The sequence below is a fragment of the Mesorhizobium sp. P2_E7 genome, from assembly GCF_056403855.1.
Map to the genome: position 1 here is coordinate 360,156 of NZ_JBFUER010000002.1, position 12,802 is coordinate 372,957.

At 64.0% G+C, this 12,802-nt stretch carries 12 protein-coding genes; 1 reads left to right on the plus strand and 11 read right to left on the minus strand.

Going from position 1 to position 12,802, the window contains the following annotated elements:
• Positions 1 to 20 precede the first annotated feature (20 nt).
• The 10 genes from miaB to AC1DYC_RS18815 form a co-directional block, all read right to left on the minus strand.
• Positions 21 to 1,430, minus strand: coding sequence for a tRNA (N6-isopentenyl adenosine(37)-C2)-methylthiotransferase MiaB (gene miaB / locus AC1DYC_RS18770; protein ID WP_477408849.1), 1,410 nt, complete (start codon positions 1,428 to 1,430; stop codon positions 21 to 23).
• A 74-nt stretch (positions 1,431 to 1,504) separates the two neighbouring features.
• Complete coding sequence (gene olsA / locus AC1DYC_RS18775) at positions 1,505 to 2,305, minus strand: lyso-ornithine lipid O-acyltransferase (protein WP_477408851.1); 801 nt, start codon at positions 2,303 to 2,305, stop codon at positions 1,505 to 1,507.
• Between the two features lie 27 nt (positions 2,306 to 2,332).
• On the minus strand, positions 2,333 to 2,827 hold the full coding sequence (rimI, locus tag AC1DYC_RS18780) for a ribosomal protein S18-alanine N-acetyltransferase (protein WP_192249924.1): 495 nt from the start codon (positions 2,825 to 2,827) through the stop codon (positions 2,333 to 2,335).
• The gene (gene tsaB, locus AC1DYC_RS18785; protein ID WP_477408853.1) at positions 2,827 to 3,504 is read right to left on the minus strand and encodes a tRNA (adenosine(37)-N6)-threonylcarbamoyltransferase complex dimerization subunit type 1 TsaB; all 678 of its coding nucleotides are present in this window, start codon (positions 3,502 to 3,504) and stop codon (positions 2,827 to 2,829) included. The genes rimI and tsaB overlap by 1 nt, the downstream gene beginning before the upstream one ends.
• 94 nt (positions 3,505 to 3,598) lie before the next feature.
• Complete coding sequence (locus AC1DYC_RS18790) at positions 3,599 to 4,705, minus strand: DUF1513 domain-containing protein (RefSeq protein WP_477409015.1); 1,107 nt, start codon at positions 4,703 to 4,705, stop codon at positions 3,599 to 3,601.
• A 12-nt stretch (positions 4,706 to 4,717) separates the two neighbouring features.
• Positions 4,718 to 5,791, minus strand: coding sequence for an imelysin family protein (locus AC1DYC_RS18795; protein ID WP_477408855.1), 1,074 nt, complete (start codon positions 5,789 to 5,791; stop codon positions 4,718 to 4,720).
• Positions 5,791 to 7,392 (minus strand): di-heme oxidoreductase family protein, encoded by a 1,602-nt coding sequence (locus AC1DYC_RS18800; protein WP_477408857.1) that lies wholly within the window; start codon positions 7,390 to 7,392, stop codon positions 5,791 to 5,793. The genes AC1DYC_RS18795 and AC1DYC_RS18800 overlap by 1 nt, the downstream gene beginning before the upstream one ends.
• Positions 7,393 to 7,404: 12 nt before the next feature.
• Positions 7,405 to 7,890: a bacterioferritin gene (gene bfr / locus AC1DYC_RS18805; protein WP_142868533.1), complete on the minus strand. Its 486-nt coding sequence runs from the start codon at positions 7,888 to 7,890 to the stop codon at positions 7,405 to 7,407.
• On the minus strand, positions 7,856 to 8,167 hold the full coding sequence (locus tag AC1DYC_RS18810) for a (2Fe-2S)-binding protein (protein WP_477300520.1): 312 nt from the start codon (positions 8,165 to 8,167) through the stop codon (positions 7,856 to 7,858). Before AC1DYC_RS18810 ends, bfr begins: the two co-directional genes overlap by 35 nt.
• A gap of 60 nt (positions 8,168 to 8,227) precedes the next feature.
• Entirely contained in the window at positions 8,228 to 9,520 is a 1,293-nt protein-coding gene (locus AC1DYC_RS18815; RefSeq protein ID WP_477408859.1) for an imelysin family protein, read from the minus strand.
• Positions 9,521 to 10,012: 492 nt separating this feature from the next.
• Here AC1DYC_RS18815 and AC1DYC_RS18820 point away from each other — a divergent pair, with 492 nt between their 5' ends.
• Complete coding sequence (locus AC1DYC_RS18820) at positions 10,013 to 11,266, plus strand: NAD(P)/FAD-dependent oxidoreductase (RefSeq protein ID WP_477408861.1); 1,254 nt, start codon at positions 10,013 to 10,015, stop codon at positions 11,264 to 11,266.
• 159 nt (positions 11,267 to 11,425) lie between these two features.
• Here AC1DYC_RS18820 and AC1DYC_RS18825 read toward each other — a convergent pair whose 3' ends face one another.
• Positions 11,426 to 12,703 carry a 4-aminobutyrate--2-oxoglutarate transaminase gene (locus tag AC1DYC_RS18825; RefSeq protein WP_477408863.1) on the minus strand — a complete coding sequence of 426 codons (1,278 nt, stop codon included), beginning with the start codon at positions 12,701 to 12,703 and terminating at the stop codon, positions 11,426 to 11,428.
• Positions 12,704 to 12,802 lie beyond the last annotated feature (99 nt).

Below are 12,802 nucleotides of genomic sequence, written 5' to 3' on the forward strand. Positions count from 1 at the left end.
CCACTTTTGAGCGACATGCATCAGGCCAATTCGGCGAACAGGCTATTGTAGCCCGTCTTCGTGATTCGCACCCGGATAATGTCACCGATTTCGCCGGCCTTTTCATCAACAATAACCGGCTGCAGCCAGGGCGAGCGGCCGACCTTCTGGCCAGCCTGACGGCCGGGCTTCTCGATCAGCGTATCGATGGTGGTTCCGACCAGGCTCAAGCCGAAATCCTGCTGCTGCTTGAGCAGCAGCGCCTGCAGGCGCTGCAAGCGCTCGTCCTTGACCGCTTCGGGCACGTGATCGGGCATATCGGCGCCCGGCGTGCCGGGGCGCGGTGAGTATTTGAACGAAAAGGCCGAGGCGTAGTTGACCTGACGCACCAGTTCCATCGTCGCCTCGAAATCGGCCTCGGTCTCGCCAGGAAAGCCGACGATGAAGTCGCCGGACAGCGCGATATCGCCGCGAGCGGCGCGGATGCGCTCGAGCAGCGCCAGATAATCCTTGGCCGTATGCCTTCGGTTCATCGCCTTGAGGATGCGATCGGAGCCGGACTGCACCGGCAAATGCAGATAGGGCATCAGCGCCGGCAGGTCGCGATGGGCGGCGATCAATTCGTCATCCATGTCGCGCGGATGGCTGGTGGTGTAGCGCAGCCGCGCCAGGCCGGGAATCTCGGCCAGCCGAAACAGCAGGCGGCCAAGGCCCCATTCCGTGCCATCTTCGCCCTTGCCATGCCAAGCATTGACGTTTTGGCCAAGCAGCGTCACCTCCCGCACGCCGGCGTCGGCCAGGCGCTCGGCCTCCGCCACGATCTGAGCCACCGGCCGCGACACTTCCGAGCCCCTGGTGTAGGGCACGACACAGAAGGTGCAGAACTTGTCACAGCCTTCCTGCACCGTGAGGAAGGCGGTGACGCCGCGCTTGATGACTTCGGCGCGCTTCGGCTGCGGCAAGTGCTCGAACTTGTCCTCTATGGCGTATTCGGTCTCGACGATCTTCTCGCCGCCGCGCACCCGCGCCAGCACGTCGGGCAGCCGGTGATAGGTCTGCGGACCGATGACGAGATCGACGGCGGGCGAACGGCGGATGATTTCCGCGCCCTCGGCCTGGGCGACGCAGCCGGCGACGCCAATCAGCATTTCGCGCCCGGCTGCTGCCCGTTCGGCCTTCATGTCGCGGATGCGGCCAAGCTCGGAATAGACCTTTTCCGCCGCCTTCTCCCTGATGTGGCAAGTGTTTAGCAACACCAAGTCGGCCTCGGCGATGGCGTCGGTCGCGATATAGCCGTCGGCGGCCAGCGCATCGGTCATGCGCTGTGAGTCATAGACATTCATCTGGCAGCCATAGGTCTTGACGAAGACCTTTTTGGCAGCCGTGGAGCGCTCTGCCGGCTGTTCAGCCACGGCGCCGATGTCGTGCGTTTCAATCGTGTTCAAGTCCATCCGGCGGCTTCTAACGCCTTTCCGTAACAAAAAACAGACGATTCTGGGCATGCGCCTGAAGGCGCAGCCCGGGGCTACCGGCTCGAGACCGGGTCGGCGAGTGCCGCTTGCATCATGGCGCGCACCTGGCTTTCCATCAGCCTTGACGTTTCCTTGCGGTTCGAGCCCTTGGAAAAGGCGACGGGCTCGCCGAAATGCACTTCGACGTCGAGTGCGCCTTCGGCCATCAGCACCTTGAGATGCGGCATCAGGTCCTGGTCGCCGATCCAGGCCGCGATAGGTCGGTGCCGGCGGCCGAGCGGCACGCCGTGCACCCGCGTATAGGCGATCGCCACCGGCTGGATGAAGACCTGTTCGGCGGCGCCTTCCGAAATCGCCATCGAGGCGGCGCCGAACAGCGTGCTCTTGAACGGCAGGATGGTGTTGCCGTCGCCGGTCGATCCCTCGGCAAACAGCACCATGGCATCGCCCTTGGCCATGCGGCTGGCGATCTCGCTGGCCTGGTCGCCGGCTGTGCGCTTGCGCTCGCGTTCGATAAAGACCGTGCGCTGCAGTTTCGACAGCCAGCCGATCAGCGGCCATCCCTCCATATCCGCCCTGGCGATGAAGGTAACATCGGCAAAAGAGCCCAGCACCATGATGTCGGTCCAGGAGATGTGGTTCGAGGCGACCAGCAGCGGGCGCTGGCTGGACAATGCGCCTTTGACATGGATGCGCAGGCCGAGCGTCCGCACGATAAGCCGGTGCCAGACCTTCAGAATAACCGTCTCGCGCCAGATTCCGGTCTTCATCGACAGAAGCTGCAGCGGCACAAGCGCCAGCGAGCCGACGACAACGAGGCTCAGCGCCAGGAAAATCCTGATTTTTCCGATCATGCGCCTAGCCGCCCTATCCCGCTCTCGCTAGCGAAGATCGCGGCGCATGACAAGCGCGCCGGTCGGGCCGTGTTCGGTCGAGCGGTAATAATTGGCGCGGTGGCCGACCTGGCGGAAGCCGAGCCGCCGGTAGAGGGCGATCGCCGCGACATTGGTCTCATCGACCTCGAGGAAGAGCGCCTCAGCGCGCTGCGCGTGCAGTTCGCGCAGCACCGCGTCCATCAACTGCCAGCCGAGCCCCTGGCGGCGATGCGAACGCGCCACGGCCACCGTCAGGATTTCGCCCTCACCGGCAGCTAGCCTGGCCAGCACGAAGCCGACCGGCGGCTTGGCGCCCTGGCCGATCTCACGCGCGGCATAGCCGAACACGGTGTCCTGTTCGAGCAACGCGGCGAACTCGCCATCGGTCCAAGGACGAACGAAATCCTCGCGATGCAGTACCGACACCGCCGGGCTGTCGGCGATGGTCAGCGGTTCGAGCGCATAGTCCCTGCGGCGCGGCTGGAGGAAAGGAATGCGCATTACTTTTCCTGCCGCGACAGAATGAACCCCGCCTGCGGTTTGGCGTCAGCGCCGCGCAGATAAAGCGGCTTCGGCTTCTCGCCCTCGCCTTTTGCCGCAGCCAGCCGGGCGTAGACCGCAATGTCGGCGGTGGCTGATGTCGGGCCGATATCGAAGGCGCGTCCGACCGCCGCGGCGATCTGCTCAGCCGCCGTGCCGGCAAGCACCGGAAGATTGTCCGCCGCCATTCCCGCGGCTTGCGCAAGTGTGGTCACCGCCGGACCATAGCGCAAAATCGCTTCCGCATCGTAAAACGCGGCATGGATCTCCTCGCGGCCGGCGTCGAGCGCGGCCAGGACCGGGCGGCCGGGAAAGGCCGCCCTCGCCTCAGCTGCCAGCGCATCCAGCGTCGTTACCCCGATCGCCGGGATCTTCAGCGCCAGCGCCAGCCCGCGCGCCGCCGATACGCCGACGCGCAGGCCGGTAAAGGACCCTGGGCCCACGGAGACCGCGACGGCGCCAAGGCCGGCATAGTCGGTTCCGCCCGCCTTCAACGCTTCGTCAATGACGGCCATCAGGTGTTCGGCATGGCCCTTGCCGAGATCGCGCACGGAACGGCCAAGCTCTTTGTCTCCCGCTGCATCGTAGATGCATGCGGCGCAGAGATTGGCGGCACAGTCGATAGCGAGCAGTTTCATGGGCGACCGGTTCGAAAAACAGTCTCCCTCTGCCCGCCATGGCGCGCCGCCGCAAGAGCCAGCGCGTAAATTGTTAAGCGGCTTCGCTTCGGGCCTACGCCGCCGGCGCGATGCGCAGCATGTGGTTGTCCCAGACATAGTCGGGCTCGGAGCGCGTCGTGCCGCTGCCTTCGATGATGTCGCCGGCGCCTGTCGTCGCCATGAAGCCCGGGCCGTCCGGCGCCAGGCCGCAAACCTCGACCAGCGCCTTGGTGGTCACGATCTTGCCGCTGGCGGCATCGATGACGGCCAGCGAATTGCCTTCCGGTGACGACACCGCGACAGTCCCGGCGAGCGGATTGGCGGCGACCGAGCCGATGTAATTCCTGAAGCCGGAGAGCACATCCCGCGGCATATCGAGCAGTTGCAGCTCCTTGCCGCGGGCGGCGCGGCCGATCAGCAGCGGGCGGTCGGTGCCCGGGCCGCGATACTGGCAACCGAACCATATGGTGCCTGACGCATCGGCATCCATGTGGCGGATCGACAATTGGTGGAGCACCGCCGGCAGTTCGTGCTTTTCGATAAGGTCGCCGGTGATGCGGTCGATCAGCACGTAGGACGGCTTCATGGTCGCGATGTTGAGCTCGGCGCGGCCATAGTCGGGATGGGTCTCGATGCCGCCATTGGCGATGGCGATCGTCCTGTCGTCGCCGAGCAGCAGGAGTTCGTGCGGCCCTATGCCATAGGTCGGAAATTCGCCGATGCGGCTGAATTTGGCTCTGGCATCATAGACGCCGACGACGCCGGAGGCATTGTCGAAATCATTTTCGGTGGCGTAGAGCAGCGCGCCATCGGCCGAGAACACGCCATGGCCGAAGAAATGGCGGCCGGTGATGCTGGCTATGGTGAGCGGCGCTTCGCGGCCGGTGTGGTCGAAGACCACGGCAAAGGTGCCGGGCTGCCTGGCGAAGACCACCGAGCGCTTCGATATGGGATCGAAGGTGACGTCATGGCCACGGTCGGGCAGGTCGATTGCGTGCAGTAGTTTGCCGGCTTCGGACAGCACCGCCGCGCCAAAACTGCCGTCGCGCTTGACGAAGGCGGTGGCAAAGACCGCATCCGTGCTGAGCGTATTTGCCCACGCCCGAGGCGCCATTGTCGCGACGAAGCCAGCGCCGGCGGCTTTGAGAAAATCGCGGCGATCGATCAGCGGCGTGCGTATCGCAACCATTGCTCAGTCCCCGTCCAGCGAGGAGAAGCCGGCGGTCAGGCCGAATTCGGCTGTAAGCCTGGTGCCGATCAGGCCCGACAGGCTGGAAGTGATCAGCGCGAAATGCTCGAGTTTTTCGCGCTGCACCGGATCGGCCAGCGCCTTGTCGATCGGGCCCTGGACAGACCTGGCGGTAGCGACGCCGTTGGTAAGCTGGATATGGATCGATTCCGCCATCCATCGCGAATCCTCGGGCAGCGCGTCGCCGAGCTTCGAGGCCTGGAACAGCGTGTCGATGCCGGAGAGATTGCCGGCCAACGACAGGCCGGTGTTCTGCGAACGCCAGTAGATCGCCTGCTTCGGTTTGTCAGCATCCGGCTTGGCGCCGAGAAAGCCTTTGAGGCGCACGTCGCGGACCATTTCCAGTTCGTTGATGAAGACGCCGACCAGTTCGGTCACCGCTTCCGTGCCATCGCGGTAGAGCGCATTGTCAGGTCCCGGGTTGGCCCACCGTGCTGCAAAGCCGTCCGGCTTTTTCCAGGCCGCGTCGACATCGGCCGCCATGGTCTCAATGTTCTTGGCAATCGCCGCGCCATAGGCGCAGCGATACGGATCGTCCTTGCCGGCCAGCGCCTCGGAGCCGTCGCCATAGAGCACGAACTCAAGCGCCCCTAACCCCTGCATGGCGACGCTCTTGCCGGCCAGCTGCAACGGATCGGTGGCTGTCGGGTCCTTGCCGGCGAGCGCCGCCTGCACCTGCTTCAGGCCGATGCTCTTGCGGTCCGGCCAGTAGAGCATGCGCTCCAGCTGGTTGTTCTCCTTGATCGGGCCGAAGCCGATGATTTCGGCCGATGACCAGGCTGCGACGGTGGCCGAGAATTCGGCATGCGCGGCATCGAGATTGCCCTGCGAAGGCGCCTGGCAAAGCGTGTCCATGGCCTTGGCCAAGCGGCCGGCATGGTCGTGCAGGCTGGCATAAGCAGGGCGGACAAAGCCGTCGATCGCCCGCTGAATGACGTCGGAGGCTTTCACCGAAGCTGATGCCGGCGAGGACATGGCCAGCGCAAGAGCGAGGGCAGGCAGAAAACGCTTCAGCATCACAGTGACTCCAGGAATTTGATGAGAGCATCGCGGTCGGCCGCATCGGCAGCGGCAAAGCGGTCGCGCGCCTCCTGCCCCTCGCCACCATGCCAGAGGATCGCTTCGGTAAGCGTACGCGCACGTCCGTCATGCAGGAAGAACGTGTTGCCGTTTACCGTCTCGGTCAGGCCGATGCCCCATAGCGGCGGGGTGCGCCATTCGTTGCCTGTGGCTTCGCCAACGGCCTGGCCATCGGCGAGACCGGGACCCATGTCGTGCAGCAGGAGGTCTGAATAAGGCCAGATCAGCTGGAAGGCCTGCGTCTTGTTCGGCGTGCCGCGCATAGTGACGAATTTCGGCGTGTGGCAGGAGATACAGCCCATTTCATAGAACAGTTTCTTGCCGGCGAGCACATAGGGATCGCCGACATCGCGCCGCGCCGGCACGGCAAGGTTCTGCGAATAGAAGGTGACGAGGTCCATCACCGGCGGCGGCGCCTCGACCGGGCCAAGCCGCTTCTGGACGCCGTTCGGCATGGCCAAACAGGCCTTTTCGGCCGTGGTGCAATCACCCCAATGGTTGGGCTCCTCCGGCGTCGAAATGCCGATATCGCCGTCAAAGGCATCCGCCGCCTGCTGGCGCATCGAGGCGGTCTGCGCCTTCCAGCCGAAACGGCCGAGTTTCAGTTCGCCGCTCATGCTGTCGCGCACGATGTTGGGTTTTCCAGAAATACCGTCGCCATCGCGGTCGTCCGGGTCGGCATGGGCAAGGATATCAGCCGGCGCGATCTGTTCGATCAGGCCAAGCCCGATCATCGGCGGCGTCAGGCGCGGCGACAATGTGGTGCGCGGGTCAAGCGGGCCGTAGCCAAGACCATCGATGGAATAACTCGGTCTGCGCAGCGAAACGACAGTGCCGTCGCCAAGCGTAACCTTCTCGTCGTGATAGTCGACATGCATGCGGCCTTCGCCCTTGAGGCCGGGAACCGCCAGTTCCTGCAATTGCATGCCATAGACTGGATCGGGGAAGTTCATCACCGTGTGCGCGGCGATCTCGGCCTTCTCCTCAGCTGTGCTTGCATCGCGCGCCAGCCGCAAGAACATCGAGGTGCTTCGATTGTCAGTAGCCGGCGGACGGCCGCGGCCGTCCTTCAAATGGCAATTCTGGCAAGCGCGCTCGTTGAACAGCGGTCCGAGCCCGTCCGAGGCCTGGGTCGAGGACGGCGACGACACCCAGTTCTTGCGGAACAGCGCATTGCCGAGCTTGAAGGTGCCCTCTTCCTCGAAGGTGATGTTTTCAGAGGGTTGCGAGAAGGCGTCTCGGTCGACCTGCTTGCGCGAGGTGCCGGCGCCGCCTTGCATCGTTTCGAAGGATTCCGGCTTGGAGAAGTCCGTGGTCGGCCGGGCAACGGCAAGGACGCGCGCCTGATCCTTCGGCGTCAGGTCGGTGCGGCTCGTCGCGAGGCCGACCGGTTCTGCAGAACCAGCCAGCGCAGGGGCCGAAACAATGGCAAGGATGGCAATCAAAAGCCCGCGAAACACGTGGCATCGCGGGGTTTTGGAAAGCAGCGGGCCGCCGGCCCGCCGCATGCGGCGCAAAAGATCTAGGGGGCGCCGCATTCCCGCATGGTCCTATTCCGCCTCGTCCGCCGATGCGGCGTTGAGCTGGCCGTACTTTTCCTCGCCGATCGAGGCCAGCAGGTCGAGCTGCGTCTCGAGGAAGTCGATATGACCTTCCTCGTCGGCGAGCAATTCCTCGAACAGCTTCATCGTCACGTAGTCGCCTGCTTCTTCACAGATCTCGCGCGAACGCTTGTAGGCGGTGCGCGCGTCATATTCGCCGGCAAGATCGGATTCGAGCACTTCCTTGACGTTCTGGCCGATGCGCAAGGGCGCCACGGACTGCAGATTGGGGTGACCTTCGAGGAAGATGATACGGGCCACCAACCGGTCGGCATGGTGCATCTCCTCGATCGATTCGGCGCGTTCCTTCTTTGCCAGCTTGGCGTATCCCCAGTCCTCGAGCAGGCGGAAATGCACCCAATACTGATTGACGGCGCCAAGCTCCAGAAAAAGAGCCTCGTTAAGCCGCTCGATGATCTGCTTTTCGCCTTTCATGGGTTCTGCTCCCGTATTGGACGCGCAGGCCTCTGACGCGATCCAGATGTGAAACGATGTCCACGCCGCTCGCCTCCGAGCGGGTGTGGTAATTTTCGGTGACCCGAATGATCGTTTCGACCACATTTGGGAAGCAGCCGCAACAGCGACCGCGCTTTTGCATCGTGTGATAGACTTTCGCCGGCACGATGAGCTGCCAGGGATCCTGATCCAGCAGATCGACGATCGTCTGCTCAATCTCCTTTTCGGTGATGATGTTGCAATGGCAGATCAGCATGGATTGGCTCTGGCTGACGGCGCCTCCTCCGCGCCGTTTGGCTGGTGGTTGGTTGGGGTGCTACTTGAACACCTTTTCCGGTGCATCGAGGCTGTCGGAACCTTCGAAAGCAATGTTGTTGAGCTTCAAGGCACCGACGGCGCGTTCGATCGACTTGGTCTGGTCGACCAGCGCGTCGATTGCCGCCTGCACCGTGGCGTTGCCTTCGGTGTTGCCTTCGGCGATCTGCTGGTCATAGGCCTCACCGGCCACGGCCCGCGCCTTGATCGCCTCCATCCTGGCAACCGAGACATCGAGCTTGTCGGACAGTTCCTTGTCGATCGCCGGATCGGCCGCCTTGACCATATCGTGCACCGACGGGCCCGAAACGACGGTGCCGTCGAGGCGGGTGTAGTTGGCGAGATAGGCAGCGCGGATGCCGATGGCGTCATAGAGATGCGAGTTGTAGGTGTTGTCGGAGAAGCAGTCGTGCTCCTCTTCCGGATCGTGCAGCAGCAGGCCGAGCTTCATGCGCTCGCCGGCCAATTCGCCGTAGGACAGCGAGCCCATGCCGGTGAAGATCACCGAGATGGCGGTGTTCGGCTGGCCGTCGACGAGGTTCTTGCGGGCGGCGCCGTCTTCCTTCCAGTTGCCGACCATTTCCTGCAGATCGGAGACCAGCAGGTCGCTGGCTGACTTCAGATACTCAGCGCGGCGGTCGCAATTGGCGCCGGTGCAGTTCTTGAGGTCATAGTCGGTGTAGGGCCGCTCGCCGGCGCCCGGGCCGGTGCCGTGCAGATCCTGGCCCCAGAGCAGGAATTCGATGGCGTGATAGCCGGTCGCGACATTGGCTTCGATGCCACCGGCTTCCTGCAGCGTGCCGGAGAGGAATTCCGGCGTCAGCTTCGAGGCGTCGACCTTCTTGCCGTTGATCTCGATTTCCTTGTTGGCGATGACATTGGCAGTGTAGAGCGCATTGGCGTCGGACTCGGTGCCATAGCTCTTGGCGACATGGTCGATCAGGCCTTCGTCCAGCGGCCAGGAATTTACCTTGCCTTCCCAGTCGTCGACGATCTTGTTGCCGAAGCGATAGACCTCGGTCTGCTGGTAAGGCGCACGCGACGCCTTCCAGGCATCGCGGGCGGCGTTCAGCGTGTCTGCCGATGGGTTGGCAAGCAGCGCGTCGACAGCCTTGTCGAGCGCCTGGGCGGTGGTCAGCGAATCCTCATACTTGGCCAGCGCGATGTCGGAATAGGTCTTGATGACCGCCTTGGCATCGACCTCCGCGGCCTTGGCCGGCAGGATGAAAACCGCCGCCGTCAACATTGCCGTGGCACCGATCGCAGCCAGCCTGCCGCCATATCGTGCTGTCATCATCATTCTCCAGGTCAAAGGGAATTCGGTAAAAGGCGCGCGTGCCAAGCGATGCCTGGACATAGGCATGCCATAGGACACAACAGATGCCGCGCCGCAGCGCGGCTCACGGAAGAAAGACACCAAATGCCTCCAATCGAACGGGTTCAAGGCCCAAACATCAAAGGGATGCGCTGACGCGCGAGCCTCCATAAAACGACCGCGGCGCCGGAAGTCAACTGGTGAACCCTAGAAAATTCAATTGAAACAACAGTTTAGAATTATTCTAAACTTGGACTGTCAACTTTAAATCGATCGTGCAGGGACCGTCGCGAGACGGGGCGATTGACAGACCACCGTTCCGGGTGCGACCCGGACCGGGGCTCTTGCGACGGCGGCAGACAATCGCCATCTGGCGGAACAGCTCACAATCAGAGAGCATGATGTCGTCCGCAAACCGCTTCACACTTTTCGGCATCATGCTCCAGATTTGAAACAGGAATTCGGGTTGCGATGAAGAACGGTGTCGTCATTGTCGGGGCGGGTCATGCGGGCGTGCAAGCGGCCGCCAGCCTGCGCGAGGAAGGCTATGACGGCCCGGTCGTGCTGATCGGCGACGAGAACGAGCTGCCCTACCACAAGCCGCCTTTGTCGAAGACCTTCATCAAGGATGCCGAGGCCAAACCGCAGCCCTTGCGCGGTGAGGCCTTTTACACCGGCAACGCCATCGACTTCAGGCCGGGCATCCGAATCGATCGCATCGATACGGCAGGCCGGACGCTGGATATAGCGGGCGGCGGCGCGCTTGCCTTCGACCGCCTTATCCTGGCCACCGGTTCACGGCCGCGGCTTCTGCCGCTGCCGGGCGCGGACCTCTCGGGCGTGCTGTCGCTGCGCTCGATCGCCGATGCGCGGCTGATCCGCGAGCTCAGTGCGCAGAGCGACGATGTCGTCATTCTCGGCGGCGGCTTCATCGGGTTGGAAATTGCGGCGACGCTGCGAGTGGCCGGCCGCAACGTCACCGTGGTCGAGGCCATGGACCGGCTGCTCGGCCGCGCCGTGGCGCCAGTGGTGGCGAGCCATGTCCGCCAGCGGCTGGAAACGATTGGCGTGCGCATCCTCACCGGCATCACCATTGCCAGGCTGGAAGGCGAAAACGGCCATGTCTCAGCCGCCGTCACCTCCACGGGCGAAAGGCTGCCGGCGCGCATGGTCATCGTCGGCATCGGCGCGGTGCCCAATGTCGAACTGGCGCAGGCCACCGGGCTGGCCGTCGCCAATGGCATCCGCGTCGACCAGCAGATGCGCACCTCAGTGCCTGATATTCTCGCCATCGGCGACGCCGCCTCCTACCGCCACTGGTCGACCGGCGGCGACGTGCGGCTGGAATCGGTGCAGAACGCCACCGACCAGGCGCGGCTTGCCGCGCGCACGATCACCGGCCACACCGACAGCTATTCGGCCGTGCCGTGGTTCTGGTCGGATATCGGCGACATGAAATTGCAGATGGTCGGGCTGACCTCGGGCGGCGACAGCCATGTCGTGCTGGGCGACCTCGGCGACAACAAGTTCTCGATCTATCATTATGCCGGGAGCCGGCTGCTCGGCATCGAATCGGTCAACCGCCCGGGCGACCACATGCTCGGCCGCAAGATGCTCGGCGCCGGGTTTTCGCCGACGCCGCAGACGGTGGCGGAAGGTCCTGACGGGCTGAAGGCTGCGTTGGCGTCGTTTCAGCAGGATGAGCCGGCAAGGGCTGCGGGTTAGATGCGATTTACCCTCCCCCTTGTAGGGGTCCGAAGGACGGGCGAGACCCGTGGCTCGCCCCGGCAAGGCGCTGCGAAGCAGCGGGGCGGGGGTGCGGCACCGACCCCCACCCGGACCTTCGGTCCGACCTCCCCACAAGGGGGAGGTAGGGGTCGCGGCTCAGGCAGCGCAGACTTCGCGGATCGAGCTTTCCAGGATGTCGAGCGCCTCGTTCATGACGTTGTCCTGGATGGTGATCGGCGCGAGGAAGCGGATGACGTTGCCGTAGACGCCGCAGGTCAACAGGATCAGCCCCTTGTCGAGCGCCTTCAGGCGGATTGCGTTGGCGATCTCGGCCGATGGCAGGCCTTTCTTGACGTCGTTGAACTCGACCGCGTTCATGAAACCGAGACCACGAATGTCGACAATCTCGGGCACGTCGTCACGGATCGCCGACAGGCGCTGCTTCAGCCGGGCGCCGAGCGCATTGGCGCGGTCGCACAGCTTTTCATCCTCGATGACGTCGAGCACGGCGTGTGCTGCGGCGACACCGATCGGGCTGCCACCATAGGTGCCGCCGAGGCCACCGGGGCCGGGTGCATCCATGATTTCGGCGCGGCCGGTGACGGCCGACAACGGGAAGCCGCCGGCCAGGCTCTTGGCCATGGTGGTGATGTCGGCGGCGACGTCATGATGGTCCATGGCGAACATCTTGCCGGTGCGGGCAAAGCCGGTCTGCACCTCGTCGGCGATCAACAGCATGCCGTGCTGGTCGCAAAGCTTGCGCAGCGCCGTCAGGAACTCACGCGGCGCGTCGTAGAAGCCGCCCTCGCCCTGGACCGGCTCGATGATGATGGCGGCGACGCGGGCCGGGTCGACATCGGCCTTGAACAGTCTGTCGAGCGCGGCAAGCGAATCCGCGACCGAGACGCCGTGCAGCGGTACCGGGAACGGCGCATGGTAGACGTCGCCCGGCATGGCGCCGAAGCCGACCTTGTAGGGCACGACCTTGCCGGTCAGCGCCATGCCCATGAAGGTGCGGCCGTGGAAGCCGCCGGCAAAGGCGATGACGGCCGGGCGGCCGGTGGCGTTGCGGGCGATCTTGATGGCGTTCTCGACGGCTTCAGCGCCGGTGGTGACGAAGATGGTTTTCTTCTCGAACTTGCCGGGCAGCATGGCGTTCAGCCGTTCGGCCAGCCTGACATAGCTCTCATAGGGCACCACCTGGTGGCAGGTGTGGGTAAAGCGGTCGAGCTGCGCCTTGACCGCCTCGATCACCTTTGGGTGCCGATGGCCGGTATTGACGACGGCGATGCCGGACGAGAAATCGATGTAGCGGCGGCCTTCGACGTCCCAGATCTCCGAATTTTCGGCGCGGTCGGCATAGATCTGCGTCGTCATGCCGACGCCGCGCGAGATCGACTGGTTCTTGCGTTCGGAAATGGCTGCGTTCTTCATGGTCATCCCTCGCCGGGCTGGCGCCCGCTCTTGCTTGACAGGTCTCAAGGCCTCTTCTGACCTTATTTCACGTTTTCCTCAAGTCGGCACCGTCGCCCA

What these genes read in the sequence shown, in the direction of transcription:
- AC1DYC_RS18815 (WP_477408859.1), bottom strand. Translation starts at nt 9,520, where the DNA reads ATGACAGCACGATATGGCGGCAGGCTGGCTGCGATCGGTGCCACGGCA.
- tsaB (WP_477408853.1), bottom strand. Translation starts at nt 3,504, where the DNA reads ATGAAACTGCTCGCTATCGACTGTGCCGCCAATCTCTGCGCCGCATGC.
- rimI (WP_192249924.1), bottom strand. Translation starts at nt 2,827, where the DNA reads ATGCGCATTCCTTTCCTCCAGCCGCGCCGCAGGGACTATGCGCTCGAA.
- AC1DYC_RS18800 (WP_477408857.1), bottom strand. Translation starts at nt 7,392, where the DNA reads ATGCGGCGCCCCCTAGATCTTTTGCGCCGCATGCGGCGGGCCGGCGGC.
- AC1DYC_RS18795 (WP_477408855.1), bottom strand. Translation starts at nt 5,791, where the DNA reads ATGCTGAAGCGTTTTCTGCCTGCCCTCGCTCTTGCGCTGGCCATGTCC.
- olsA (WP_477408851.1), bottom strand. Translation starts at nt 2,305, where the DNA reads ATGATCGGAAAAATCAGGATTTTCCTGGCGCTGAGCCTCGTTGTCGTC.
- bfr (WP_142868533.1), bottom strand. Translation starts at nt 7,890, where the DNA reads ATGAAAGGCGAAAAGCAGATCATCGAGCGGCTTAACGAGGCTCTTTTT.
- AC1DYC_RS18825 (WP_477408863.1), bottom strand. Translation starts at nt 12,703, where the DNA reads ATGAAGAACGCAGCCATTTCCGAACGCAAGAACCAGTCGATCTCGCGC.
- AC1DYC_RS18810 (WP_477300520.1), bottom strand. Translation starts at nt 8,167, where the DNA reads ATGCTGATCTGCCATTGCAACATCATCACCGAAAAGGAGATTGAGCAG.
- AC1DYC_RS18820 (WP_477408861.1), top strand. Translation starts at nt 10,013, where the DNA reads ATGAAGAACGGTGTCGTCATTGTCGGGGCGGGTCATGCGGGCGTGCAA.
- miaB (WP_477408849.1), bottom strand. Translation starts at nt 1,430, where the DNA reads ATGGACTTGAACACGATTGAAACGCACGACATCGGCGCCGTGGCTGAA.